This window comes from Streptomyces sp. NPDC086023 (assembly GCF_044540325.1).
Classification (GTDB): Bacteria; Actinomycetota; Actinomycetes; order Streptomycetales; family Streptomycetaceae; genus Streptomyces.
The window spans coordinates 424,200-448,905 of the sequence record NZ_JBITRX010000003.1 but is presented as its reverse complement, the minus strand read 5'-3'; the positions used below and the strand labels follow the sequence as shown (position 1 = coordinate 448,905).

At 74.8% G+C, this 24,706-nt stretch carries 19 protein-coding genes and 1 pseudogene; 11 read left to right on the top strand and 9 right to left on the bottom strand.

Annotated features, from left to right (window positions below; genetic code table 11):
- Positions 1-94: 94 nt before the first annotated feature.
- A complete protein-coding gene (locus ACIF6F_RS08670) occupies positions 95-1,552 on the bottom strand; it encodes a hypothetical protein (RefSeq protein ID WP_399943175.1) in 1,458 nt (485 codons plus the stop codon).
- Positions 1,553-1,705: 153 nt separating this feature from the next.
- On the opposite strand from ACIF6F_RS08670, the pseudogene ACIF6F_RS08665 reads away from it, so the two are divergent.
- Positions 1,706-2,510 (top strand): annotated as a pseudogene (locus tag ACIF6F_RS08665) (PP2C family protein-serine/threonine phosphatase); the annotation flags it as partial.
- A gap of 105 nt (positions 2,511-2,615) precedes the next feature.
- Here the strand turns inward: ACIF6F_RS08665 and ACIF6F_RS08660 are convergent.
- A complete protein-coding gene (locus tag ACIF6F_RS08660) occupies positions 2,616-5,738 on the bottom strand; it encodes an FG-GAP-like repeat-containing protein (RefSeq protein ID WP_399943173.1) in 3,123 nt (1,040 codons plus the stop codon).
- 388 nt (positions 5,739-6,126) lie between these two features.
- Complete coding sequence (locus ACIF6F_RS08655) at positions 6,127-6,792, bottom strand: hypothetical protein (protein ID WP_399943170.1); 666 nt, start codon at positions 6,790-6,792, stop codon at positions 6,127-6,129.
- A gap of 167 nt (positions 6,793-6,959) precedes the next feature.
- Here ACIF6F_RS08655 and ACIF6F_RS08650 point away from each other — a divergent pair, with 167 nt between their 5' ends.
- Complete coding sequence (locus ACIF6F_RS08650; RefSeq protein ID WP_399943168.1) at positions 6,960-10,523, top strand: S8 family serine peptidase; 3,564 nt, start codon at positions 6,960-6,962, stop codon at positions 10,521-10,523.
- 181 nt (positions 10,524-10,704) lie between these two features.
- On the opposite strand, the gene ACIF6F_RS08645 is transcribed toward ACIF6F_RS08650, so the two are convergent.
- Both ACIF6F_RS08645 and ACIF6F_RS08640 read right to left on the bottom strand, forming a co-directional pair.
- Complete coding sequence (locus ACIF6F_RS08645; protein ID WP_399943165.1) at positions 10,705-11,355, bottom strand: hypothetical protein; 651 nt, start codon at positions 11,353-11,355, stop codon at positions 10,705-10,707.
- A 138-nt stretch (positions 11,356-11,493) separates the two neighbouring features.
- Entirely contained in the window at positions 11,494-11,913 is a 420-nt protein-coding gene (locus ACIF6F_RS08640; RefSeq protein WP_399943162.1) for a VOC family protein, read from the bottom strand.
- 284 nt (positions 11,914-12,197) lie between these two features.
- Between ACIF6F_RS08640 and ACIF6F_RS08635 the strand changes: the two genes are divergently transcribed.
- Both ACIF6F_RS08635 and ACIF6F_RS08630 read left to right on the top strand, forming a co-directional pair.
- Positions 12,198-13,208: an alpha/beta hydrolase fold domain-containing protein gene (locus tag ACIF6F_RS08635; protein WP_399943160.1), complete on the top strand. Its 1,011-nt coding sequence runs from the start codon at positions 12,198-12,200 to the stop codon at positions 13,206-13,208.
- A 2-nt stretch (positions 13,209-13,210) separates the two neighbouring features.
- Positions 13,211-13,792 carry an NAD(P)H-dependent oxidoreductase gene (locus ACIF6F_RS08630; RefSeq protein WP_399943157.1) on the top strand — a complete coding sequence of 194 codons (582 nt, stop codon included), beginning with the start codon at positions 13,211-13,213 and terminating at the stop codon, positions 13,790-13,792.
- A 22-nt stretch (positions 13,793-13,814) separates the two neighbouring features.
- On the opposite strand, the gene ACIF6F_RS08625 is transcribed toward ACIF6F_RS08630, so the two are convergent.
- On the bottom strand, positions 13,815-14,036 hold the full coding sequence (locus tag ACIF6F_RS08625) for a hypothetical protein (RefSeq protein ID WP_399943154.1): 222 nt from the start codon (positions 14,034-14,036) through the stop codon (positions 13,815-13,817).
- Positions 14,037-14,297: 261 nt separating this feature from the next.
- On the opposite strand from ACIF6F_RS08625, the gene ACIF6F_RS08620 reads away from it, so the two are divergent.
- Together ACIF6F_RS08620 and ACIF6F_RS08615 are read left to right on the top strand one after the other, a co-directional pair.
- A complete protein-coding gene (locus ACIF6F_RS08620) occupies positions 14,298-15,866 on the top strand; it encodes a carboxylesterase/lipase family protein (protein WP_399943152.1) in 1,569 nt (522 codons plus the stop codon).
- Positions 15,867-15,946: 80 nt separating this feature from the next.
- Positions 15,947-16,579 carry a hypothetical protein gene (locus ACIF6F_RS08615; RefSeq protein WP_399943150.1) on the top strand — a complete coding sequence of 211 codons (633 nt, stop codon included), beginning with the start codon at positions 15,947-15,949 and terminating at the stop codon, positions 16,577-16,579.
- A 30-nt stretch (positions 16,580-16,609) separates the two neighbouring features.
- Here the strand turns inward: ACIF6F_RS08615 and ACIF6F_RS08610 are convergent, their stop codons facing one another.
- Together ACIF6F_RS08610 and ACIF6F_RS08605 are read right to left on the bottom strand one after the other, a co-directional pair.
- The gene (locus ACIF6F_RS08610) at positions 16,610-17,128 is read right to left on the bottom strand and encodes a pyridoxamine 5'-phosphate oxidase family protein (protein ID WP_399943147.1); all 519 of its coding nucleotides are present in this window, start codon (positions 17,126-17,128) and stop codon (positions 16,610-16,612) included.
- A gap of 229 nt (positions 17,129-17,357) precedes the next feature.
- Positions 17,358-17,837, bottom strand: coding sequence for a MarR family winged helix-turn-helix transcriptional regulator (locus ACIF6F_RS08605; RefSeq protein ID WP_399943480.1), 480 nt, complete (start codon positions 17,835-17,837; stop codon positions 17,358-17,360).
- Between the two features lie 178 nt (positions 17,838-18,015).
- Between ACIF6F_RS08605 and ACIF6F_RS08600 the strand changes: the two genes are divergently transcribed.
- The 3 genes from ACIF6F_RS08600 to ACIF6F_RS08590 all read left to right on the top strand — a co-directional run bounded on the left by ACIF6F_RS08600 (position 18,016) and on the right by ACIF6F_RS08590 (position 20,440).
- Positions 18,016-19,146, top strand: a complete 1,131-nt coding sequence (locus ACIF6F_RS08600; protein WP_399943145.1) for an NADH:flavin oxidoreductase — start codon at positions 18,016-18,018, stop codon at positions 19,144-19,146.
- Between the two features lie 138 nt (positions 19,147-19,284).
- Positions 19,285-20,244 carry a helix-turn-helix transcriptional regulator gene (locus tag ACIF6F_RS08595; protein WP_399943142.1) on the top strand — a complete coding sequence of 320 codons (960 nt, stop codon included), beginning with the start codon at positions 19,285-19,287 and terminating at the stop codon, positions 20,242-20,244.
- Positions 20,245-20,350: 106 nt separating this feature from the next.
- A complete protein-coding gene (locus ACIF6F_RS08590; RefSeq protein WP_399943139.1) occupies positions 20,351-20,440 on the top strand; it encodes a hypothetical protein in 90 nt (29 codons plus the stop codon).
- Between the two features lie 5 nt (positions 20,441-20,445).
- On the opposite strand, the gene ACIF6F_RS08585 is transcribed toward ACIF6F_RS08590, so the two are convergent.
- Positions 20,446-20,949 (bottom strand): YbaK/EbsC family protein, encoded by a 504-nt coding sequence (locus tag ACIF6F_RS08585; RefSeq protein WP_399943136.1) that lies wholly within the window; start codon positions 20,947-20,949, stop codon positions 20,446-20,448.
- Between the two features lie 684 nt (positions 20,950-21,633).
- On the opposite strand from ACIF6F_RS08585, the gene ACIF6F_RS08580 reads away from it, so the two are divergent.
- Complete coding sequence (locus ACIF6F_RS08580) at positions 21,634-21,810, top strand: hypothetical protein (RefSeq protein WP_399943135.1); 177 nt, start codon at positions 21,634-21,636, stop codon at positions 21,808-21,810.
- A 177-nt stretch (positions 21,811-21,987) separates the two neighbouring features.
- The gene (locus ACIF6F_RS08575; protein ID WP_399943132.1) at positions 21,988-24,441 is read left to right on the top strand and encodes a PIG-L family deacetylase; all 2,454 of its coding nucleotides are present in this window, start codon (positions 21,988-21,990) and stop codon (positions 24,439-24,441) included.
- Positions 24,442-24,706: the final 265 nt, after the last annotated feature.

The following is a 24,706-nucleotide window of genomic DNA, read 5'->3' as shown; positions in this document are numbered from 1 at the left end:
GTGCGGTGCCGTGCGGCGCCGTGCGGCGCCGTGCGGTTCGCGCCGGAGCGCGGGGAGTTCTGGGTGAGGTCGGAGGCTCGGGCCCGGCGGGCCGTCAGCCGGGCAGGCCCGTCCGGGGCCGGGTACGGGCACCCCGCTTGCCGAGGATCGCCCGCGGCAGCCGCCAGTGGGTCCGTGGCCTGCGGCCGGCGTCCTCCCCCACGTCCGCGGCCGGGTGCAGCGGTACCAGACCCGAGCGGAACCGCCCGTAGTCGATGCGGCCGGTCAGCGCCTCGTCCAGGGCGTCACGCAGGGGCCCTTCCCGGAGGACCGCAGCCGGACCGAGCAGCCCTTCCACCACGGCCAGCGCCCCGGTCACGTCGCCGTGGCCGAGCCGCTCGCGGACCGCGGGCAGCGCTTCGGGGGTGCGGTGCGCCGTGTCGATCGCCCGCAGGCAGGGCAGACCGGGGCCGCCGAGCGCCATGAGGAGTTCCTCACGGGCCAGTTGGGCCGGGTCGTGGTCGACTGCGGCGAGTACGCCGTCCCGCAGCACGAGCCGGTGGAGCTGCCCCGAGCACGCGACCCGGTGCGGGTCCATGCCGCCGAACAGCACGTCGGCCGCTCCGGGAGGAGCGGGTGGCGTACGCGCGGCCGTGTCCCCCGCTGCGTCCGGATGGCCCGGCAGCGCTGCCGCGACCAGGGGGTGCAGCCGGTCGGCCGTGAGGAGGCCGGCCCGCAGCAGTTCCAGGTCCGGCAGGGGCCGTGCCGCGGCTTCGGGGAGGACGGGGAGCGCCGCCGTCTCCTGCCGCGGTGGGGCGTCGCGTACCGGCCGCAGTTCCGGGACGTGGCTGTCGTCCGGGGCGACGAGTTCGAGTACGGCCAGGCTGCGTACGCCGGTGCGTGCGGTGAGGGCCCCACGGGGGCGGCCTTCGGCGCGCAGCAGGAGCTCCGCCTCGGCCGCCCAGTGTGCGGGCGGCCAGGGATCGTGACCGGCGGGCCGTTCCGGGCCGCCGGCCGCGTACGGATCCCCTGCGGCCGCGTGCCGTCGTGCCAGATCGCCGCTGCGCGTGCCGTCCCAGAGGTGGCGGTGCAGGTCGAGCCGGAAGCGCCGGTCGGGGTGGGGGTGCGGATGCTGCCCGGAGGCGTCGTCCCCGTGCTCCTCCCAGAGGGTGAGGGACATCCGCTGGCCTGCGTCCGCCCAGGCCGGTGGCGTCCGCACCACGAGTTGGACGGCCGCGGTGCCGGGGCCGCCGTAGCGGGCCAGCGTGAGGGTGAGACCGGGCCGGAGGCGCCCGTCGGGGGCGATCCGGGGCATGTGCCAGCGGAGCAGATCGGGCGCCAGCCGGCGCAGGTCGGCCCGGAGGCGGGTGGTGAGGTCGGTGCCGTGGCGGTGGCGCACGGCGCGCAGGTCGAGATCGACGTCGATCCGGGCGGCGGCACAGGCCCCCGCCCAGTCGCCGGCCGCACGGCGTGCGGCCGCCTTCTCGATCATGGACGGTGGGACGGCGTACTCACGTACGCGCCGCCACATCAGCAGGTGGGTGGAAATCGCTTCCGCGGAGTGAAGTGCCATCAGCACTCACCTTGCGTGGACGATTCCCCCAATCCGGAAGAGGTGAAGTTCATCATCAACAGCATCATAGGCACGCTCTCGTTGATCTGTCAGCCGTGATTTCCGGGGGTGCGCCCTTCAGCCCTCCGGTCCGAACGACCCGCGGTCCGCCCGGTGCTGTGCCAGGGTGGGGGCAGCGTGAGACCGGGGGGCGGCCAGCATGCGGATCACCGCCGTCAAGGGGACCGACGGGGCGGAGCGGGAGCCGGGCTCCGCACGGACGCACCGACGGCATGGACGGTCAGGCCGCCGGCCGGGTCGCCAGCTCCGAAGTCATCGCCGCCCTCGTCCGGCTGGACGACACCACCCCGGACACGGACGTCCTCACCGCGCTCGGCACCGCTGTGCAGCGCGCCGGCGACCGGCTCCGGGCCATGGTCGAGGAGACCCCCGGCTGGAGGGCATGGCGACCACTCTGACCGCCCTGGTGTGGACGGGCCACAGCCTCGGCCTGGTGCACGTCGGTGACAGCCGCGCGTACCTGCTGCGCGACGGCGTCCTGACGCAGATCACGCAGGACCACACCTGGGTCCAGCGGCTGGTCGACGAGGGCCGGATCACGGCGGAGGAGGCCGGCGCCCACCCGCAGCGCTCCCTGTCGATGCGCGCGGTGGGAGGCGGCGGGCCCGTGGAGCCCGATCTCTCGATCCGCGGGGTCCGCGCCGGCGACCGCTATCTGATCTGCTCCGACGGCCTGTCCGGCGTCGTCCCCCACCAGATGCTGGAGGAGACCCTCAACGCCTACCACGGCCTCCAGGTGACCGTGCAGTCCCTGATCCAGCTCGCCCTGCGCGGCGGCGGGCCCGACAACATCACCTGCATCGTCGCGGACTTCCTGGACCACGGCACCGCGCACACCCCCGCCCCCTACGTCACGGACGTCCCCGTCGTCGTCGGCGCGGTCGCAGAGCAGTCCGCTCCCCATGAACTCCCGTACGTGGTACCCGATACCGGCCGCCGGCAGTAGGGCACGGCACCTCCGCCCGCCGGCCCTGCGGGGGGGCGGGCGGAGGTGCCGTGACGGTCAGGAGACGGTGCTGTAGACCTGCCAGCCCGTCGCGATCCGGACGCGGGAGGCGAAGGTGCCGTTGCCGCGGCCGGTGTAGCGCCAGATGACGCCCGAGGTGTCGCGGGCGATCAGGTCCGGCCGGCCGTCGCCGGTCAGGTCGCCCACCCCGGCCAGGGTGTTGTAGGCGGTGCCCCAGTCGTCCGCGAGCTTGACACGGGCGGCGAACTTGCCGCCGCCCAGGCCGTTCATGCGCCACAGCTCGTTGCCCGTGTCGTGCAGGATCAGGTCGCCGTGGCCGTCGCCGTTCAGGTCGCCGGCGCCCGTGATGCGCTTGTAGCCCTTGTACGTGCTGCCCAGGAGGGTGCGCGTGCCGAGGATGCCGGTGCTGGTGGCCGGGTACAGGTAGAGCGCGCCGGTGGAGGGGTTGCGGGCGATCAGGTCGGGCCGCTTGTCCCCGGTGACGTCGCCGGGCGAGGTGAGCACGTCGTACTGGTTCCAGCCGGGGCCGAGGACCTTGTACGCGGTGCCGGTGGTCAGCTGCTTGCCGCACGCCGGGGCGTAGCGGCGCAGCTCTCCGGCCGGGGTGCGGACCAGGACGTCGTTGCAGCGGTCGCCGGTGAGGTCGCCGAAGGGGACGACGCGGGTCCCGCTCGGCCAGCCGGTGCTGCTGGTGGTGCCGTTCCAGGCGCCGGAGGCGGAGTTGCCGTAGATCGTGCGCAGGGTGCCGCCGGAGGTGAGGCCCATCGCGTCCCCGATGCCGTCCGGCGGTCCGCCCGCGTAGCCGAAGTCGCCGCGGACCGCGGACCCGTCGCGCACGGTGCCCGAGCCGGCGGCGAGCCTGACCGGGGAGGCGGCGCCGAGCGGGGTGGCGGTGAGGGTCCAGGTGAACCGGCCGTTGGGGGCGTGGGCGCCCGAGGCGGTCTTGCCGTCCCAGTAGACGCTGCCGAGCTGGCCCTGGGAGGGTCCGCCGGTGAAGGTGCGCAGGACCGTGCCGGCCGGGTCGGTGAGCGTGAGCTTCCAGTCGGTGACCGGGCGGCTGACCGTCCAGACGGCGTGCCAGGTCGGGTACGTGCTGCGGAGCCGGATGTCGGCGTCCACGTCCGAGTTGACGACGTTCAGGGCAGTGGGGGTCAGGGCCACGGCCTTGACGCGGATGCGCTCGTCGGCGCCGTTCCACGCGACCAGGCCGGTGTACTCGTCGACGGTCCAGGTGCGGCGCCGGTCCTCGCCCGCGGCGCCGTCGGGCACGCCCGACGCGAGGGTACGGGACTCGCCCGTCACGGCATCGGTGAGCACGAGGGTGTCCGTCGCCTCGTCGTGCCGGACGGTGAAGCCGTCGCCGAGCAGCACGTCGCCGCCGGTCACGGTGCGCGTGGTGCGGGACACGGTGTCGTACACGCCGGCGGTGACCGTGCCACAGCTCCAGTAGAGCCAGCGGCCGGCGGCCTGGAGCTCGGTGGGGACGCAGGTGGCGGCCGGGACGTCGACCGTCGCCGTCTTCTTCGTGTCCAGGTGGTACGTGGTGAACCGGCCCGGTGTGGCGGTGGCACTCCACATCAGCGGGCCGTTCAGCGCGGCCGCGCCGGGGGTGCGCTTGACCGCCGGCGTCTGCTGGTAGCCGAACCGGTCGGCGTACTGGGCCGGGGTGGCGCCGCCGGAGCGGTAGACGGCGTACCCGTCGGCGACGTCGACGATGCGGCCGCCCGTGGTGCCCCAGTTGAGCCGGTGCCCGCTGGAGTTCGGGTTCTCGCGGAGCTGCTGGAGCTCGTCCGTGTCGGCCGGCGCGCCCTCCGGGTCCACGACGCCCTTGCCGAGGACGACGTCGCCGCCGGTGCCGGAGTTGCCCCACAGGCCGGCTCCGGCCGGGGCGGTCCGGCCGTCGGCGCGGGCCGAGGCGGTGACCGTGCCGCCGGCGGCCGCGGTGAGGTTCCACACCGAAGTGCGGTGCTGGTCGGTGCCCTTGTCGTTCTCGGCCACGCGCAGGGTGCCGCGGCTGAGGCTCATGGCCGTCTTGGGGTACGGGTACGGGGCGATCTTCGCGCGGTTGTACACGACCGGGCCGTCGGCGCCCGGGGTGACGTGCTGGAACCACCAGTCGTTGCCGTCCGTGCCGCCGGTCGCCAGGATCCCGGCGCCGGGGGTGGCGGCCAGGCCGATGTGGCTGCTGCTCAGCAGCACCCGGCGGGTGCCGTCGGCCAGGGACGTGGCGGAGAGGGAGGCGGTGCCGCGCGCGGCGAACTGGGTGACCACCCAGTCCCCGCTGAGGGCCGCGGTGGTGGCCGCGGCGACCAGGGTGGTCTCGCGGGCGGGCGCGGCGAGGTCCGCGCGCGGCCTGACCTTGACGCCGGTGCCGTACGCGTAGCCCACGCCGTCCGGCCCGAGCAGCGGCAGCGGGCGGGAGAAGGAGACGGTGCCGAGGTCCGCGAAGACGGTGGTCAGGGCGGCTGTGGCGAAGTCGACGTACCCGAGGCCGTAGGTGCCGTCGGCCAGCTGGTAGACGACGGCAGCGCCGTCGGCGTCGCCCTGCGCGCCGCGCTGGAGGCGGGCGCCCTCGGGCAGGCCGGTCACGGTACGGGAGGTCTGCTCGCCGTCCTTCCTGGCGAGCAGTGCGGCGCCGGTGCCGTCGGGGCCTCCGGTGAGGACGGTGGAGCCGTAGAGGCCGATGTACCGGCCGCCCGCGAGGTCGAAGGTGCTGCGGTTGCCGTCGTGCCACAGGGTGACGGTCTTCGGCTCGCTGCCGTCGGGAACGGCGACGCCGTTCGCCGCCTGGCCGTACCAGCCGGGCAGGCAGCCCGCCCACACGTCGGCGCAGGGGCCGCCGGTCACGGTCACGGGGGTGCCGTCCGCGTGGGTGACCGGGGTGGTGACGCCGGTGGACCAGTCGGTCCGGAGCACGGCGTCGCTGCCGATGGCCCGGTGGGTGTAGCCGTAGTGGTCGGTGGCCAGGACCTGCTCGCGGCGGGCCTCGGCCTTGCCGGGCAGGTCGAGGACCAGCTCGGGTGCCGGGACGGCGTCCGCGGCGGTGGCGGTGGCCGGGAGGGCCAGCAGCGGGGCCGTGCCGGCCACGGCGGCGAGGCAGGCGAGCAGGGTCACGCTGCGGCGGGCGGTGGTGCGTCGGACGGTGGCGCGTCGGGACAAGATCCCCCCAGGATCAGGACGTGGTTCACGGGTCCCGGCCGGGAGGCATGCGATCACGTTCACCGTGTGGACCCACCGCATGAGACACGCACCCGCCCGGGAGGGTTGTACGGAAATCCCGACGAGTTTTCGAACGGAGCCGATCCGGCCCGGCCGGCCGGGTGACGGGGCCGCGCCGGCGGTCGAAACGGTGGTGTCGGGGGCCGGAACGACGGCCTCGGTCAGGGCGATGCCCACTTTCGGACACGACGAACTCCGCTGCCGCGCACCCACGGCCGCCCCCTGCCGAAGTCTCGGGACAGGGCACCGGAACGCCCCTGGGGGGCTTTCTCGGCCAGGTGTGGTCGACTCCCACGTCTCGACTTCCAGGGCCCCCGGCTGAGGCCGATCAGCTCACCCGTGACCGCGGTGTGCTGTCCGATCGCCACGCGGTGAGGCGAGGGTGCCCGGGCAGCGCGGCGCGGCCGGTGGCCCAGAGCAGGGTGGGCCAGGGGGCCGTGCCGCTCGGCGCCGCCGGGAACAGACGGGTGAGAACGCGCGAGCAGAGGGCGGGCGGCGGGGTCCAGGCGAGCCCGAGGCCTTCCGCCACGTCGTGCATGTGCACCAGCGTTTCCTGCACCCCCAGCGCCGCGAAGCCTTCCGGGTCCGACACCCCGGCGGCATGGTGGGCACGGACCTGCGGGGGCGTCGTACGCACCATGGCGACCAGCAGCGCGCCGCACGCCTCCAGTACCTGCAACAGGCCGGCCGGACCCGCGTCACGGTCCGCGTGGGCGAAGACCATGGGCGCTTCCGGCCGCTTCCGGATCAGCGCGAAAGGCACATGCGTGTCCAGCGGCGGGGACTGCGGCCCCAGTTGGACGGCGTAGTAGAACAGGTCGTTGGCGAGGTGCTCGACGGTCTCCCAGCAATCCCACTCCAGCGAACCGGCCTTGTCACCCCACCCCTGCGCGGGTGCGTCCCGGAGGACGCCCACCGCGAGCCGCACGGCGAGGTCGACGTCGTCCGCGGTGACGGGAGACGGCTCTGATCCGGTTTCGAATGATCTGGACATGCCGACACCGTAGCGCGGAGCCGAGGGCCTCCCCCTTCCTCCTGCCCGGTCCCGACCTGGCCGACGAGGCCCTCTTGTAGTGAGCATGACCACTCCCTCACCATGACCCGCGCACGTCGCACACTCCATTCCTTCACCATCTGCACACTGCGTACGAGGAGACGACATTGCCCCAACGCGACAGAAGGCGATCCTTACGGACGGCGCTGGCCGCCCTCACCTCCGTCCTGCTCCTGCCCGTCGGCGCGGGCGCCGCCGCGGCGGCGCCGGACCCCGGCCCCGCCGCGAGCGCGGCCGAGCGCAAGATCGAACCCGAACTCCGCGCCCAGCTCGACGAGTCGGCCAAGACCGCCTTCTGGGTCTACCTCGACAGCGCCGCCGACCTGAGTGCCGCAGCCGAGCAGCAGACCCGCGCGGCGAAGGCCGCGACCGTGCTGCGGCTCAAGAAGGACCACGCCACGCGCAGCCAGGCCGAGGTGATCAGGGCCCTGGACGGCGCGAAGGCCGACTACACCTCGTACTGGATCGTCAACGCGGTCCGCGTCGTCGGCAGCGCCAAGCTCGCCGGGACCCTCGCCGAGCGCCCCGAGGTGTCCCGGATCGAGACCGACGACGCCGTCACCCTCCCCAAGCCCGCCGAGGGACGCCGGGAGAAGGCCACCGACGCCGTCGAGTGGAACGTCGACCGCATCAAGGCCCCGCAGGTGTGGGAGCAGCTCGGCGTGCGCGGCGAGGGCATCGTCGTCGCCAACATCGACAGCGGCGTCGACTACACGCACCCCGCGGTCAACGGCCAGTACCGGGGCAGGAACGCGGACGGGTCGTACGACCACAACCACAACTGGTTCGACCCCGCGGGCGTGTGCGCCACCGCCGCGCCCTGCGACAACAACGACCACGGCACCCACACGATGGGCACGATGGTCGGCGACGACGGGGGCGCCAACAAGACCGGCGTCGCCCCCGGCGCCAAGTGGATCGCGGCCAAGGGGTGCGAGAGCAGCACCTGTTCCGAGGCCTCGCTGCTCGCCTCCGGCCAGTGGATCGTCGCCCCGACCGACCTGAACGGCCGCAACCCCCGCCCCGACCTCGCCCCGCACGTGGTGAACAACTCCTGGGGCAGCGCAGTGCACGACGACTGGTACCAGCAGATCGTCGACGCCTGGCGTGCGGCGGGCATCTTCCCGGCCTTCTCCAACGGCAACTCCGGCCCGGGCTGCGCGACCAGCGGCTCGCCCGGCGACTACGCGCGCTCCTACAGCTCCGGCGCCTTCGACATCAACGGCGCCATCGCCTCCTTCTCCTCGCGCGGAGCCGGCCCCGGCGGCATCGTCAAGCCGAACATCGCGGCCCCCGGAGTCAACGTGCGCTCCTCCGTCCCCGGCGGTGAGTACGCGTCCTTCTCCGGCACCTCCATGGCCTCGCCGCACACCGCGGCGACCGTGGCGCTGCTCTGGTCCGCCGCCCCCGCCCTGGAGGGCGACGTCGCGCAGACCGAGGCGCTGCTCGACGGCACCGCCCTCGACACCCACAACGGCCAGTGCGGCGGCAACGCCGCCGACAACAACGTCTTCGGCGAGGGCAAACTCGACGCGCTCGCCGCGGTGACCGCCGCTCCCCGTGGCGCGACCGGCGCCCTCGGCGGCACCGTGCGCTCCGGCTCGGGCGAGCCGGTCGCCGGGGCCAAAATCACCGCCGACGGCCCGATCGACCGTACGACGACCACGGCGGCCGACGGCACGTACAGCTTCCGCTCCCTGTCGGTGGGCGAGTACGCCCTGACCGCGGCCAGGTTCGGCTACGGGCAGCAGGCGGCGACCGCCACGGTCACCGAGAACGCCACCACCACGGGCGACTTCACCCTGGCCCAGGCCCCCACCGGCAAGCTCACCGGCACCGTCTCCTCGGCCGCCGGACCCGCCGCGGGCGCCACCGTCACCATCGTGGACACCCCGGTGACCGCCACCGCGGACGCGCAGGGCCGCTTCGAGGTCACCCTGCCGTACGGCACGTACGACGTGAAGGCCGCCCACACCTCGCGCTGCCTCACCGGCGGCACGGCCCGGGCGACCGTCGCCGGCGACACCACCGTCGCGGTCGTGCTGCCCGCGCGCACCGACGGCTACGGCTACGCCTGCGCCACCGCGGGGGACCGCCCGTACCAGGCCGGCGAGCGGCAGCTCGCGCTGACCGGCGACAACACCACCGAGCGAGTCGACCTGCCCTTCCCGCTGCCGCTGTACGGGAAGACGTACGCGCAGGCGTGGATCGGCACGAACGGCACGGTCAGCTTCGGCGGCAACAACACCGGTGACATCAACGGGGACATCCCGAGCGCCGGCACCCCGAACGCGGCCCTCTACCCGTTCTGGGACGACCTCGTCGTCGGCGCGGCCGGCAGCGGCTCGGGCGTCTTCACGGCGGTGACCGGCAGCGCGCCGAACCGCAGCCTCGTGATCGAGTGGCGCGAGGTCGCGCACTGGTCCACCCAGAACGACAAGTTCTCCTTCTCCGCGGCGATCGGCGAGAACGGCACCGTCACGTACTCCTACAAGGGCACGGGCGGCACCGGCATCAAGGGCGGCTCCACGGCCACGGTGGGCGTGGAGAACGCGACCGGCACGGACGCCTTCAAGTACTCGTACAACACCGCGGTCATCTCGGACGGCCTCTCCATCTCCTTCCGGACCACCAGGAGCGGTGTGGTCGCCGGACGCGTCCTCGACGCGAACGACGGCAAGGGCGTCGCGGGTGCCACGGTGACCGTCGGCACCGGCGACACGGCGGTGTCCGCGGTCACGGCCGCGGACGGCGGCTACGTCGTCCAGAGCCCGTCCGGCTCGCAGGCGGTGGCCTTCTCGGCCCCGGCGTACGAGTCCGCCGCGGCGACCGTGGACATCGCGCCGGCCGACGTGTCGGCGGTGACGCGGTCCCTGCGGACGGGCAAGGTCACGGCCGCCAGGCCCGCGGTGGAGGTGGTGGTGCCGCCGGACCAGAGGCGGACCCGCACCCTCGACCTCACCAACCCCGGGCTGGGCACCGACTTCACGGTGACCGAGGACGCGGCCTGGCTGACGGCCACGCCCGCGACCGGGAACCTGCCCACGGGCGGCAGGGCACCGCTCGCCCTCACCGTCGACACCGCGGGCCTGGCACCGGGGACGGTCCTGACGGCCGATCTGAAGATCGCCTCCGCCAGTGGCCGCTCGCCGGTGCTGAGCGTCCCGGTCAAGGTCGTGGTGCCGCGCTACCAGGTCGCCCTGGACGCCGGCTCCGACTACCCGGGCACCGACGCGCTCGGCGACGGCTGGTCCCCGGACCGCAGGTACCAGGCCGGTTCCTACGGTTACCAGGGCAGCTCGTCGGTCCGGTCCACCGGCCGCGCGATCGCGGGCACGGACGACCAGCGGCTGTTCCGCAACGCCCGTGAGGGCATGTACGAGTACCGCTTCGACGGCGTCCCGAACGGGACCTACACGGTGGAGCTGGGCTTCGCGGAGCTCTCGTCCACCAGGCCGGACAAGCGGGTCTTCGACGTCCTGGCGGAGGGCGTGCAGGTGCTGCCCTCCCTGGACATCGCGCTGGAGGCGGGCTCGTACGCGGCGGTCAACCGGAGTTACACGGTGACGGTCACCGACGGCGTGCTGAACATCCGCTTCGTCACCCACAGCGGCTTCGGCAAGCCCCTGGTCAACACCCTGCGAGTGACGGACCGGCCCGACAAGGGCTGACCGGACGGTGCGCTCCCCTCGGGTGGCGCGGGGCGGCCTCGCCCCGCGCCACCCGTGTGCCGTGGTGCGCGCCGCAGGCCGGGCCCCGCTGACCGTCCACCCGCTCTCCCCGGCCGGGCACCCGGCCTCCGCACCGGCGGCCCCATGCGCCCAACCGGGGAGCGCCACGGGCAGCCCGGGGTCAGCCGCCGCCCGAGCCGGCCGAGGCCGAACCCCCGGAGGTCCAGCCGGAGTTGCGCGATGGCCGATCGCGCGTGCTGCGCTCGGTGCGCAGCCACACCACGACCCCAGCCGGGCCGAGCAGGGCCTTCAGGGCGTCGGCGAGCCGCTTCGGGTCGCCGTCGAACGGGAGCGCGATCCGCTCCCGGACGCCCCGCAGGGCGAGTTCCAGCTCAAGCGTGGAGACGGCCGGCTTGTAGTCCCCCTCGTACGGCTCCACCACCTTGTGCGTCAGCCGCACCTCGCGCAGGGCCTTGACGGGCAGCCAGTCGTCCGGCCCTGCGGCCCGGACCAACCGCAGAGACTCGGGCACCGCGGCCGGCGCGAACTCCACCCGCAGGATGTCCCGGGCGCGGGAAAGGGCCAGCACCAGCCAGCCGATCAGGTACTCCAGCCCGGCGATCACCCCCACCACCACGAACACGGTCGAAGCCCGCGCCCCGGCCAGCGCCATGCCGAAGGCGACGAGCAGGGTCAGCGCGCCCAGAGCGAGCGGAACGGACAGCGCCGGCCCCGCCGAGGTCAGCACGTTCCACGTCGGCCCGGCCGGGCCGAGGCGCAGGACCAGATCCGTCGAGTCGGAGCCTTGTCTCAGCAAGGGATCGGTCGCCATGCCTCCAGCGTAGGACCGGTCCGCAAGAGCGCCTCGACCATATCCGGCCTATGGGGCACGACTTCCGACGGCCGTACCCCGCAGCCGGCGGGCTCCCAGGGGCTCGAAGCCCGACCTCGGCGTCGCGTCGGGGGGCGGTCAGAGGACCAGGTCGTCGTGTTCGTCGAAGATCCAGCCGTCCTCGTACAGCACCTCGAACAGGTGGCCGTCGGGGTCGGTGAAGTAGCCGCTGTGTCCCCAGGCGTTGGGGCCGGCCGGGCGGGTGACCGTGGCGCCCAGCTCGGCGGCCTTGGCCATGACCTCGTACACCTCGTCGGCGCTGCGGGCCACGTACGCCAGGGCGAAGCCGGCGAAGCCGCCCTGGCCCCGGTCCGGCAGGCCGGCGTCGGCCGCGAAGGCCGTTCGGGACTGGAACGCGATGGCGACACCGCCCAGTTCGAACAGCGCGAACTCCTCCGAGCCCGCCTTGGACCGCCGCCAGCCCAGCGCTTCGTAGAACGCGACCGAGGCGGCGACGTCGCGCACCCCCAGAAGGACCAGGTTGAGCCGCTGTCGCATGTGTCTCCCCATCCCCGACGGCCGGCGTCCGCACCGGCATCCGCACCGGCATCCTGCCATCCGCGGGGTCAAGGCGTGGCGGTGAGGCCCGTGACGTGGCGGACGTTGCCCGTGTCATGAGCCGGGAGGCGTGCCGGCCGGTGACCTTGTCGTGGCCGGATTCATCTCGCTAGAGTCGTGGTTACACGTGTAAGGCGTGAAGCAGCACGCGCCGGCCGACGCAGCGAATCCGGACGAACGGCACGGATCCCGGCCGGCACCACCCCTCCTGCGAAAGGGCGCCGATGACGCAGTCGCTCCCGGCCGAGCTCGACATGAGCTGGCCGCCCCCGCCGTTCCGGGCACCCGTGCCGCCCGTCACCGCCGAGGACGGCGTCCGCCGCTTCGACGGGGTCACCTACGCCACCCGGCCCGGGTACCGGCCCCGGCTCCTGGACGTGCTGGTGCCCGCCGCCGAGGGGCCGCTGCCGGCCGTCGTCTGGATCCACGGCGGCGGCTGGCTGGAGGGCGACCGGCGCTACCCGCCGCCGACCGTTCCCGCCGAGCTGCTGCACGGCACCGTCCTGGCCGCCGGGCTCGCGCTGGTCTCCATCGACTACCGCCACAGCCTCGAAGCGCCCTTCCCGGCCCAGCTGCACGACGTCAAGGCCGCGATCCGGTACGTCCGCAGGTTCGCCGGCGCCTTCGGCATCGACCCCGACCGCATCGCCGTCTGGGGCGAGTCGGCGGGCGGCCACCTGGCGGCGCTCGCGGGCCTGACCGGCCCCCACAGCCCGGGCGCCGACGGCCTGGAGGGCACCGAGGGCGTGGGGGAGGGCGACACCTCGGTCCGCGCCGTCGTCGACTGGTACGGGGTCTCCGACCTGCCCGCCATCCGCGAGCACGGCATGCCCCCGATGCCCCCCGGCGTCGAGTTCCCCGATCCCTACGACGCCCTGCTGGGCGGCACCGAGGAGGAGCGGCCGGCGCTGGCCGAGGCCGCGAGCCCGGTGACGTACGCGGAGGGGGCCGCCACCCCGCCGCCGTTCCTGCTGGTCCACGGGACCCACGACGGGCTGGTGCCCTACAGCCAGAGCGAGGCGCTGCACGCCGCTCTGTCGGCGGCCGGCGGCGAGTCGGAACTGCGGCCCGTGGAGGGCGCCGACCACATCTTCCTCGGCGCCGCCGACGTCGCCCCGATCGTCACCGGCAGCGTCGCGTTCCTCGCCCGCCACCTGAGGCGACGCGGCTGTGAGAGGCTCGTACCCGCGCCAGCCGGCGATGTCCGCGTCAACCGGGGGGAACAATGCACGTAGGGGTGTACCTCGCACACCCGCGGCCGGGGAGCTTCAACCACGCGCTGTTCGACGCCGTCGTGGCGGAGCTGCGTGCACGGGGAGCCACGGTGTCGGCTCACGACCTGTGCGCCGAAGGGTTCTCACCGGTGCTGTCCGCGTACGAGACGGAGACGGTCGAGGCAGCGCCACGCGCCCACGACGCGCAGGTGTCGCTGCACCGGGCCGAGGTGGCCACGCTCGACGCCCTGGTGTTCGTCCACCCGAACTGGTGGGGCATGCCGCCCGCCGTCCTCACCGGCTGGGTGCAGCGCGTACTCGCGCCCGGTGTCGCCTACAAGCTGGGCACCGCGGACGGTGAGCCCGCCGGGCTCCTGAGGGCGGGCAGGGCGCTGGTGCTGAACACCTCGGACACGCCCGCCGACCGTGAGGCGAGCGAGTTCGGGGACCCGCTGCACCACATCTGGTCGGCATGCGTCCTGCCGTACGTCGGAGTCTCCGACGTACGGCGGTTCGTGTTCCGCACCGTCACCGACTCGTCCGGCGAGGAGCGCGCGACCTGGCTGGCCCGCGCACGGCAGCAGGCGGCCGCGCTCCTGGCCTGACGCGGTGGCCCGGCCTCGCGCGTCACCACTCGGGGTGGACGTCGTGACTGTCGTAGCGGGTGCCTGCCGGGGTGATCCAGGGGCGGAAGCGGCCGGGACCGGTGCTTTCGGGGCGGTAGCCGACCACGTCGCCCGTCTCGTCGGTGACGATCACCGCGCCGGACTTCTGGGCGCTGCGCAGGGCGTGGGTCCAGTGCCGGCCGCGGTGGCCGGTGCGGTAGTCGGGGGTCTTGCACTGGGACATCGTTGCTCACCTGGTGGAACCGAGTGGATGGCGGGTTGGAGGACGTGTCGGCGGCGCCGAACCTGTCCTTATACCCACTCGAACGGCAGTCGAACATCCGCGCCTCGCCGGAGCGGTCTCCAGCGGGTCCACCGCGGAGCCGCTCCCCGCGTGACGGCCCTTCCCGGCGCCCGTGACACGTCCCTAATCGACTGGCGCCGGTCGTGGCCGCAGGGGGATGATCCCGGCGACCGCGCCGCCCAGTGAGGGAGCACCGTTGTGATGAGCGTTGCCGCGTCCGAGCCGTCGGGGGGCCTGCCCGAAGTCCACGTGTCGGGCGGTGTGGTGCGGGGCAGCCGAGAGGCGGGGGTTGCGGTCTTCCGCGGCATCCCGTTCGCGGAGCCGCCGGTGGGCGCGTTGCGCTTCGCCCCGCCACGGCCCGTACGCGGGTGGGACGGGGTGCGGCCGGCGGTGTCGTACGGTCCGCCGCCTCCGCAGGGGGGCCACTTCGGCATGGACGCGCTGGCGGCGGATGCTGCGGGCGACGACTGGCTGACGGTCAACGTCTGGTCGGCCGATCCCGGTCCCGGTGCGGGTCTGCCGGTGATGGTGTGGATCCAGGGCGGCGCGTACTCGATCGGGATGTCCGGCCTTCCCGAGTACGACGGCGGGCGCCTGGCCCGGGAGGGCGTCGTGGTGGTGACGTTCAACTACCGCGTGGGACTGGAGGGTTACGGGCAGCTCGACGGGGCGCCCGCCAACCGGGGCCTGCTGGACCAGATCGCCGCCCTGGAGTGGGTGCGCGAGAACGTCCGCGCGTTCGGCGGTGACCCGGACCGGGTCACCGTCTTCGGCCAGTCGGCGGGTGCCGGGTCGGTCGCCGCCCTGCTGGCCACCGGGCGCGCCGCCGGGCTCTTCCGACGGGCCGTGGCGCAGAGCGTGCAGGGCACGTTCTTCACGCCGGAACTGGCCGCCGACATCGCGAGGGCGTGCGCCGCCGAGCTGGGGCTGCGGCCCGCCGCGGCCGACCTCTCGGGAGTGGAGCCCGCCCGGCTGGCCGCCGCCGGCGACGCGGTCGGCGCCAGGACCGAGCAGTGGGCGGACCGCTGGGGTCCGGTCGCGCACCGGGCGATCCCCTTCTCGCCGGTGGTCGACGGTGACACCCTGCGCACCACCCCGTGGCAGGCCCTGGCGGACGGCGCGGGCCGGGACGTCGAACTCCTCGTCGGCCACACCCGCCACGAGACCCGGCTGCTGGCGGCGCTCGACGGAGTGCTCGGCCAGGTCACGCCCGAGCAGGCGGAGACCGCCCTGCGCGTCTACGGGCCCGGCCCGGACGCCGCGCCCCGCTACCGGGCGGCGTTCCCCGACGCGGGTCCCGAGGAGTTGTACGAACTGGTGGGCTCCGACTGGCTGTTCCGCATGCCGTCGCTGCACCTCGCCGAGGCCCAGGCCGCCGCCGGGGGCCGCGCCCACGTCTACGAGCTGACCTGGCCCGCCCCGGGCATGGGCGGCGCCCTCGGCGCCTGCCACGGCCTCGACGTGCCGCTGGTCTTCGGCAACCTGGACCGCGGCCAGCCCGCGATGCTGATCGGCGAGGGCCCGAACCCGGAGGCCGAGGAACTGTCCGCCCGCCTGCGCGCCGCGTGGACGGCCTTCGCCGCCGACGGCGACCCCGGCTGGCCCGCGTACGACGCCGAGCAGCGCCCCGTACAGCTCTTCGACGCCCGGCCGGCCCTCGCCACGTACCCGGAGGAGGGCTCGCGCCTGCTGTGGCGTGACCACACGTTCCGCGCGCTGCCGTTGCTGGGGCGCCACGTCGTGCGGGAGGCCGGTGCGCGCGACGAGTAGCGCAACCGCGCCGGCCTCTTCCCCGTCACAGAGCGGTCACGGACACCACACGGCCGCCCTGCGCCCGCGACCATGGCGCGATGCGCACACACCACACCGCCGGCGTGCTCGTCGCGGCCGCCGCCCTGGCCGTCACCGCCTGCACCCCGCAGGCCAACGGGAACGGCAAGGCCCCCGCGCCCGGTTCGCCCTCTCCGACCGCCTCCGCACCCGGCGCCGCCACGCCGGGCGCGAAGGCGGCCACACTGCCGGACCTCGTCGGGAAGGGGCTCCAGACCGCTCAGGACGAGGCGCAGGCCGCCGGCTTCCACGCCTTGACGTCGCACGACGCGCTCGGCCGCGACCGGCTCCAGGCCCTCGACCGGAACTGGAAGGTCTGCTCGCAGACCCCACCCGGCGGCGGCGCCGTGGACACCGACACCACGATCGACTTCGGCGCCGTCAAACTGGAGGAGACCTGTCCCGCCGTGGACGCGCCGGGGCCGAAGCCCGTCGGCGCGACCATGCCGGACTTCGTCGGCCAGGGCATGAAGGCCGTCCGCGCTTCCCTGCCCTCCAACGCGTCGATCATGGTGACGGACGCGCTGGAGAGCCGCATGGTCCTTCAGGAGTCCAACTGGAAGGTCTGCACGCAGGACCCCAGGGCGGGGACGAAGCTCAACGGGCAGCCCGTCGCGTTCACCGTCGTCAAGACCGACGAGACCTGCCCCTGACCACCCGCGCGATCGGCCGGAGGGTTCCGGCTACCCCTCCGCTCGGGTCCAGAACTGGCGCGGCGCGAAACCCTCGCGCCGGAGCCAGTGCTCCGTGTAGACGATGCGCTCGGCCTCGATGACGACGAGCGGGCCGGTCGGGGGCTGGTCCAGCGAGCGCGACCGTTCGACGTGGTCGGACTGCCAGCGGAAGGCCGGCCAGTAGTGCTCGTACTCCGGGTCGGTCTCGGACAGGACACGGGCCCGGCCGAAGAGCTGGGCGCCCCGGCTGCTCGCCTGGCCGACCAGGGGGGCGAAGACTCCCACCGACACACGGGGATCGGCGGCCAGGTTCCGCATCTTCGGCGAGCCGGGGGCCGTGGAGAACATCACCGCGAAGTCGAGGTGGAAGTACCGCACCGGGGTGGCGAGCGGCCCGTCCGGTCCGGCGGTCGCGAGCACGCACATGTTCTGCGACGACAGCAGGTTGAGTATCCGTTCTTCCAGGCGGTCGCGGTCGAGGGGCTTCTTCGGGGGCGGGCCCGCCAGCCAAGGGTTCGTCGTGGGCATGATCAAGTGTCCCACCTCTCCCGCCTCGCCACCTCCAGCCCCATGAGGTGCGCGGGAGGGGCTGAACAGCATGCCCGCGCGGCCGGCCCCCGGGTCGGCGGTTCGGCCCCGGGGGCGGCCGCCGTCAGGGGCGGACCGGGCTCGGGCGGCGGCCGTGGTGGCGAGAGCCACTGCTGTGCAGCGGTACACGGCAACTGCCGCGGCCCGCAACGGGATGCGCGCGGCGCGCCTACGGCGCGGGCGTCGCGGGTTCCTGCCGGTCCGGCACGGGGCGTACGGTGCAGGGCTCGGCGTCCTCCGAGCGGGGCCAGTAGCGGCCCTCCAGGCCCTCGGCGCTGCGGTTGAGGCGGACCAGCACGTCCTCCAGCTCGCGCACCTCCTCGGGGGACCACCCGGCGACCACCCGGGCCAGGCACGCCTGGTTCACCTCGCGGTCTCCGGCGAGCCGGCGGCCGCCTTCGTCGGTGATCCGCAGCTTGCGGGCCATGCCGCCGTCGGGGTCCGCGACACGCTCGGCCAGCCCGCAGCGCAGCAGGGCGGCCGTCTGACGGTTCACGGTCGAGGTGTCGAGTCCGAAGGCGTCGGCCAACTGCCCGATGGACATGGGGCCTTGCGTGTCGATCCGGCTCAGCAGCAGGTACGCCGACCGCTCCAGGCGCTCGGGGTCGCGCTCGCGCCGGGCCAGCACCTGGTGCCGCGAGAGCAGCATCAGCTCCCGCTCCAGTCTCTCCAGCACTCCGCCTCCCGCTCCTTCCGGCGCCCCATTATCGCCGACCGGGCGGCCAGGGGACCCCTCCGGGTGCGGCAATATGCATGATACACAGCGTGTGTACTATGCACTTCTCGTTGCCACCCGACGAGCCACAGCCTCAACCCGGAGGACCCGCATGACCGTCACCACGTCCACCGCCTCCCGCGCGGCCGAGATCCTGTCCCGGCCCGTCATGCTGAACGGGCTGACCGTTCCCAACCGCATCGCGATGGCTCCGATGACGCGGATGTTCTCCCCCGGCGGCGTGCCCGGCGAGGACGTGCGGGCGTACTACGCCAGCCGGGCCGCCGCGGGCGTGGGCCTGATCGTCACGGAGGGCACCTACGTCGGCCACGAGTCCGCAGGTCAGAGCGACCGGGTGCCGCGTTTCCACGGCGAGGAGCAGCTCGCGGGGTGGGCGCGCGTCGCCGCGGCCGTGCACGAGGCGGGCGGCACGATCGTGCCCCAGCTGTGGCACATCGGCATGGTGCGCAAGCAGGGCCAGGAGCCGTACGCCGACGCGCCCGCGATCGGCCCCTCCGGCATCCGCGTCGACGGCACCGAGGGGACCGGCAGGGCGATGACCCGCGCCGACCTCGACGACGTCATCGGCGCCTTCGCCGACGCCGCCGCGGACGCCGAGCGCATCGGCTTCGACGGCGTCGAACTGCACGGCGCCCACGGCTACCTGCTCGACCAGTTCCTCTGGGAGCGGACCAACCGCCGCACCGACGGCTACGGCGGCGACGCGGTGGCCCGCACCAGGTTCGCGGCGGAGATCGTGGCGGCGGTCCGCGAGCGCGTCTCGGCCGACTTCCCGGTGATCTTCCGCTACTCGCAGTGGAAGCAGGAGGCGTACGACGCCCGGCTCGCACAGACCCCGGAGGAGCTGGAGGCGATCCTGGCGCCGCTGGCGGCGGCCGGCGTCGACGCCTTCCACGCCTCCACGCGGCGCTACTGGCTGCCGGAGTTCGAGGGCTCGGACCTGAACCTGGCGGGCTGGACGAAGAAGCTCACCGGCCGGCCGGCCATCACCGTCGGGTCGGTCGGCCTCGACGGCGACTTCATCCGCGCCTTCGCGGGCGAGGGGGCGGCGCTCGGCGACATCGACAACCTGCTGGACCGCATGGAGCGCGAGGAGTTCGACATGGTCGCCGTCGGCCGGGCGCTGCTGCAGGACCCGCAGTGGGCGGCTAAGGTCCTCGGCAACCGCTTCGACGAGCTGAAGCCGTACGACGCGGCGGCGCTGGGCACGCTCAGCCGGTAGCCGGCGGCTTCCGCAGGAGGTCGGCTGCCGTCCGGAGTCACGGGCGGCAGCCGGGCCGGACCGCGGGACGGGCGGACGGATCCACAGAGGGCTTTTTCAGGACAGGAGCTGTCCTTTGAGCCCGTCATAGTGGAGGTCATGAGCACCGACATGACGGCCCGGATGCTGCGACTGCTGTCGCTGCTGCAGACCCGGCGCGAGTGGTCCGGCGCGGACCTCGCCGACCGCCTCCGGGTGACCGTCCGCACCGTGCGCCGCGACATCGACCGGCTGCGCGACCTGGGCTACCCCGTCGACAGCGCCCGGGGCCACGCCGGCGGCTACCGGCTCGCCGCCGGCACCGACCTGCCCCCGCTGCTGCTCGCCGACGACGAGGCCTTCGCCGTCGCGGTCGCCCTGCGGACCGCCGCCGGCGGCCTGACCGGCATCGAGGAGACGGCGCTGCGCGCCCTGGCCAAGCTCGAACAGGTCCTGCCCCGCCGCCTGCGCGGCCAGGTCACCGCGCTCCAGCGAGGGGTCACCGGCATCGCGTGGACGACCGGCGGCCCCCGCGCCGATCCGGCCCTCCTGGCCGCCCTCGCCGTCGCCTGCCGCGACCACGAGATCGTCACCTTCGACTACACGACCCGCACCGGCGCGACCTCGCCGCGCCGCGTCGAACCGCAGCACCTCGTGGCCTCCGGCGGCCTGTGGTACCTCCTGGCGCACGACACCGGCCGGGAGGACTGGCGCGTCTTCCGCCTGGACCGCGCCGCCGGCGTCGCGGCCACCGGCCACCGCGTCCCCGCCCGCGAGCTGCCCGGCGCCGACCCCGGCGCCTTCGTCGCCGCCCGGCTGGCCGCGGCCCCCACCCGTCACCGGGCCGTCGCCACCGTCCGGGCGCCGGCCGACGACGTACGCGCCCACGCCCGCCACCCGGCCACCCGCATCCGCCCGCTCGACGGGACCACCTGCCTGGTCGACGCCTCGGACGACTCGCTCCCCCGCATCGCCCGCACCCTGGCCGGCCTCCCCGCCGACTACACCCTGGACGCCGACCCCGACGTACTCGACCACCTCCGCGAGTCGGCCCAACGCGCCCTACGCGCCACCGGCTGATACACCGGCCTCGGGGTCACTCACCTGACGCGGTCCCCGGCCCGCGTCACGGTCGGGGGGAGCACCTGGCTGACGTCCGTGTTTCCGGACAGCGCGCGGGTGTTTCGTGCTGCCGGTCACGCGTGCCGTGCGCAGGGCCGAATCCCTTGACATCGGCGACATCGCGACGGTGACCGTCGAGCTCGTCGACCTGTAGACGGGTCAGTTGTCCGGGCCCACCGGGAGCAGGAGGCCGCCCGTGAGGTGGAGGAGTTCCTCGGCGGTGGTGGGGAACACGGTGTGCGGGGTGCCCGCCGCCGCCCAGACGCGGGGGTACTCCGTGAGGGCTTGGTCCACGACCGTGGGGAGTTGGCGGGGGTGGCCGACGGGGGCGACGCCTCCGATGGCCTGGCCCGTGGCGTCACGGACCTGTTCGGGTGTGGCGCGGCGGAGTGCGGGGCGTTCCCAGCGGGCGGCGAGGGCGGTGGTGTCCACCTTGTGGCGGCCGCTGGTGAGGACCAGGACGGGCTGGTCGCCCGAGAGGAACACCAGGCTGTTGGCGATGGCCCCGACCTCGCACTGCAGGGCCGAGGCGGCCTCCGCCGCGGTACGGGCGGACTCGGCGAGTTCCCGTACCTCACCGGGGATGCCCGCAGCCGCCAGGGCGCGCGCCACCTCCCGGCTTCGGGCGGGCAGCGGGGCGGGCGTGTACGGCTCGGACTCCATGGGGCTCCTTGGCGGTTGAGGCCGGGCGGGTCGGGCGTCGCCGGGGGCAGTTGAGGCTGTTCCGGCGGAGCGGCTCACCTCGGTGCGGGGGGGCGAGCCGTCTGCCGATCATGCCCGATCGTGCCGCGTACGGGGGACGGTTGTCCTCCGGAGTTCCGGGCGGGCCGTGCCGAGGGGCGGCGCGGGAACGCGATCGCGTGCTGATCGGCCGCCCGCGTACGGCCTGCGGATGACCAGGACCACGCCGGCCAGGCAGGTGCCCGCAGGCCGTTTCCCCCGAACGGGCCGCCCACCGCGGCCGGACGACGCGCCTGTACCCCGGGCCCGGGCTGCCGGCGGGCCTCCGCGGAGTCGGCCGTGGCCCGGCGAAGGGGCGGACGGGTGCCGTTCGCGGGGCTCGCCGAGACGACGCTCGTCCGTCGTCCGACCGACGAGGCTCCGCTTCGGCCGGGACCGGGAACGGGACCTGCACGTCTTCACCGGCCCGACCGACCCCGGGCACCCGCCGCGGTGGGTGCCGGCCTGAGGCGTGATGCCGCCCGCCATGACCGCGAGCAGAGTCGCCGGACGGCGCCCACGGCGGCCGGTGGCCTGGAGGGGAACCCCGCGTCGCCGTGGCGCGGCGGGCCCTCAGGTCGCGGACGTTCGTGCGCTGCCCGCGCGGGTCCGCGCGGAGGCGGCGACGTGCCGGCCGCGGACCTCGCCGCGTACTGCCTGTATGCGCTGACCGCCGCCTCCGCGACACCGTCCGCGATGCCGTCGACCGGGCGGCCGCCGTACGTCGGGCAGCCCGCACGCGACTCCCTGACGGCCGTCGCCCGCGCGTCACAGGAACCCCCGCGCGGGGCGGTCGGCGCGTGAAAGCGGTCACACGGTCCGGGCCGGGGGCCAGTGCTGACCGGGGAGGTCCGGTCCGCCCGCCCTGCGGCCGGAATGACCGGTTCCGAACATCACATATGGTGTGACGCCCATACCGGTGCGCCCTCTGCGGTGCCAGGAGACGGAACAGGTCCCGTCGGCCGCAAGGAGAGACCCGTCATGACCACAGGGCGCGAGCGCGCCGCCGCCGACCGGCGCAAGCGCATCACGCGAACCGCCGCGCTGACTGCCGCCGCCTGCGTGGGGGCGGCCGCGATGGTGGTCGCCTCGGCCACCGGTGGTCTCGGGGCGGCGGACACCGCGGCGGGCGCCGACGCCCGCGCCGCGCAGGACTCCCCCGACGGCATACCCGGCACCGGGACCGTGCTCCAGGTCGTCGCCCACCCCGACGACGACCTGTACTTCATGAACCCGGACATCGAGCGCTCGATCGACGCCGGCCACGCGCTGACCACCGTGTTCCTGACCGCGGGCGAGTCGGACGGGATCAACGGGCATGCGGGCGAGACGGGCAGGCCGCCGGCCGACGCCGCGGAGGCCGGTGCCGGGGACGCGGGGACCGGAGCGGCCGGGTCCGGGGACGGCGGCTCCGGACACGCCGGTTCCGGGGACGCCGGCGCTGCGGACGCCGCCGGTTCCGGGGAGGCGGGGGTTTCCGTCCCCCCGCAGCGCGAGGCTTCCGTCCCCGCCCAGCCCCAGGCTTCCGTCCCCGCCCAGCCCCAGGCTTCCGCGCAGCCCGATGCCCGAGCCGCCCGCACGCAGGAGGGCGGACGCGCCGCCGGCATACCCCGCCAGGCGGGTGCCCGAGGCGCCCGGCAGACCGGCGGGGCCGTCGCGGTCCGGCCCGCCGCCGACAAGGCCGCGTACGCCGAGGCCCGCCAGAACGGCATACGCGCCGCCTACGCCCGTATGGCCACCGGCGACCGCGCCGCGCGCTGGACCCGTACCGTCATCCCCACCGCGGGGGGCGGACAGGCCGAGCTGGACGTCCTCACCGCGAAGCCCACGGTCCAGCTGGTGTGGCTCCAGATACGCGAGGCCGGCGACCCGTACCTGCCGAAGCCGGAGAGCCTCACCGGCCTCTGGGACGGCACGACCGGCTCGCTCGGCACGCAGCTCTCCGCCGGCACCCCGGTGACCGGCACCTTCTCGTACACCAAGGACCAGGTCGTCAGCACGCTGGTCGGCCTCCTGGAACGGTTCCGGCCCACCCTCGTCCGCTCCCAGGACCCCACCCCGGGCCGCCACCCGGACACCGGGCGCCTCACAGACCACCAGGACCACATGTACGGGGCGCGCTTCCTGCAGGCGGCGCTGGCCCGCTACGCGGCGGCCGCCGGGCGGCGCACCCACTTCACGGTGCAGAACTACCTCGGCTACCTCACGGGCTCCCTGCCCGGCGCGCTCGCCCCCGAGCTGCACCGGAGCAAGCTGGACGTCCTCAAGACGTACGCCTGGATGGACCGGCGCAACTACTGCCACAGCCCCTCGGGCTGCGGGGACCTGAACGTCGCCGCGCGTCCGGGCGGCAGCCGCTGGGCGGAGACCATCCGTTACGCGCGCGACAACGGAACCGGCTGGCTGGTCCCCGGGCCCGGCCGGTCCGCCACGGCCTTCGCCGTCCTCGACGGGCGCATGGCCGTCTGGCAGCGCCCCGACTCCGCGGACGCGAGCGACCGCTGGGCTGGTCCGTCGTTCCTCCCCGGCGCCGGGATGGACCAGGGCGCGACGGCGGTACGGCTCCCCGACGGGCGGATCGCGGTGTTCGGGACGCGTACGGTCCTCGGGCTCACCGGGGCCGACTACCGGCGCGAGGTGGTGACCGCCGTGCAGACCGCGCCCGGCGGGACGTTCGGGGACTGGCGGTCCCTGGGGTCGCCGGAGCCGGACGACGCGAAGTGGACCTCCGACATCAGCGCCCCCGCGGTCACGCTCGACGCCTCGGGCCGGCCGACGGTGTACGTGCGCGACGGGGCCCACACGCTGCGCGCGGCCACCGAGGCCCCGGACGGGACGTGGGGTCCCTGGGAGCACCTGGGCGGCGAGGGCCTCCAGGGCAACCCGGCCGCCGCGGTGGGCGCGGACGGCCGGAGCTACGTGTTCGTCAACACCCCTGCGACGGTGCTGGGCTGGGTCTCGGACGGGGAGTCGGGGCGGCTCGCCGGGCCCGGGGCGACCGGCCTGCCGGCGACGACCCTGCCGCTGACGGCGGTGCCCGACGCCTCCGGGGTGCGGCTGTGGTTCCGCAAACCCGGCTCGGGGACGGTCCGTACCGCGGTGGCCTCGGTCGTGGAGAGGATCCTGGCGCTCTCGCCGGTCACGGACGTGGCCGGCAGCGCGGGCGGCTACGGGCCGGTCACCGCGGCCGGCGACGTGGTGGCCGGGCGTTCGTCCGGCGGCGGTCTCGGCGCCTCCCTGGGCGCGGGCCTGCCCTGGCGGCAGGCGCCGGTGGTGGTGCTGTTCGACGGCTCGCCGTCCGCCGCCCTGGGCGCGGACCGCTCGGTGGGCGTGGCCGCCGTCGGCCCCGACGCGCGGCTGTACTGGGCCACCGCCTCCCCCGGTCCCGGCGCGGCCCTGTCCCCGTGGCGTCCGGTGGGGCCGCTCGACCGCTGACGTACGGCCGGACCGCCGCGCACGTACGGCGGGCCCGCCGCCCGCGTACGGCCGGAACGGCGGCGCACGCCCGACGGGCCGGCTCGACACGGCCGGCGAGCGGCGGCCGGTCCACGCCCCCGGGTTGGGGGCGCCGTCGCGCTGGGCATGGTGAAGGCGACTCAAGGACCCGGCGGACGCTTCCGGCCGGGCCCGCAGGCTCGCTCGTTCCCGTGGGAGGGTTGCGTGGAGGTATCCGTGCCGCGGCACACCGCGCCGGAGGCGG

Excerpts from the sequence above, each read along its gene's own strand:
- ACIF6F_RS08600 (WP_399943145.1), top strand. The coding sequence starts at position 18,016 with ATGACCGTCACCACGTCCACCGCCTCCCGCGCGGCCGAGATCCTGTCC.
- ACIF6F_RS08640 (WP_399943162.1), bottom strand. The coding sequence starts at position 11,913 with ATGCGACAGCGGCTCAACCTGGTCCTTCTGGGGGTGCGCGACGTCGCC.
- ACIF6F_RS08585 (WP_399943136.1), bottom strand. The coding sequence starts at position 20,949 with ATGGAGTCCGAGCCGTACACGCCCGCCCCGCTGCCCGCCCGAAGCCGG.
- ACIF6F_RS08645 (WP_399943165.1), bottom strand. The coding sequence starts at position 11,355 with ATGGCGACCGATCCCTTGCTGAGACAAGGCTCCGACTCGACGGATCTG.
- ACIF6F_RS08610 (WP_399943147.1), bottom strand. The coding sequence starts at position 17,128 with ATGCCCACGACGAACCCTTGGCTGGCGGGCCCGCCCCCGAAGAAGCCC.
- ACIF6F_RS08625 (WP_399943154.1), bottom strand. The coding sequence starts at position 14,036 with ATGTCCCAGTGCAAGACCCCCGACTACCGCACCGGCCACCGCGGCCGG.
- ACIF6F_RS08605 (WP_399943480.1), bottom strand. The coding sequence starts at position 17,837 with ATGCTGCTCTCGCGGCACCAGGTGCTGGCCCGGCGCGAGCGCGACCCC.
- ACIF6F_RS08595 (WP_399943142.1), top strand. The coding sequence starts at position 19,285 with ATGAGCACCGACATGACGGCCCGGATGCTGCGACTGCTGTCGCTGCTG.
- ACIF6F_RS08620 (WP_399943152.1), top strand. The coding sequence starts at position 14,298 with ATGAGCGTTGCCGCGTCCGAGCCGTCGGGGGGCCTGCCCGAAGTCCAC.
- ACIF6F_RS08635 (WP_399943160.1), top strand. The coding sequence starts at position 12,198 with ATGACGCAGTCGCTCCCGGCCGAGCTCGACATGAGCTGGCCGCCCCCG.
- ACIF6F_RS08575 (WP_399943132.1), top strand. The coding sequence starts at position 21,988 with ATGACCACAGGGCGCGAGCGCGCCGCCGCCGACCGGCGCAAGCGCATC.
- ACIF6F_RS08615 (WP_399943150.1), top strand. The coding sequence starts at position 15,947 with ATGCGCACACACCACACCGCCGGCGTGCTCGTCGCGGCCGCCGCCCTG.
- ACIF6F_RS08655 (WP_399943170.1), bottom strand. The coding sequence starts at position 6,792 with ATGTCCAGATCATTCGAAACCGGATCAGAGCCGTCTCCCGTCACCGCG.
- ACIF6F_RS08670 (WP_399943175.1), bottom strand. The coding sequence starts at position 1,552 with ATGGCACTTCACTCCGCGGAAGCGATTTCCACCCACCTGCTGATGTGG.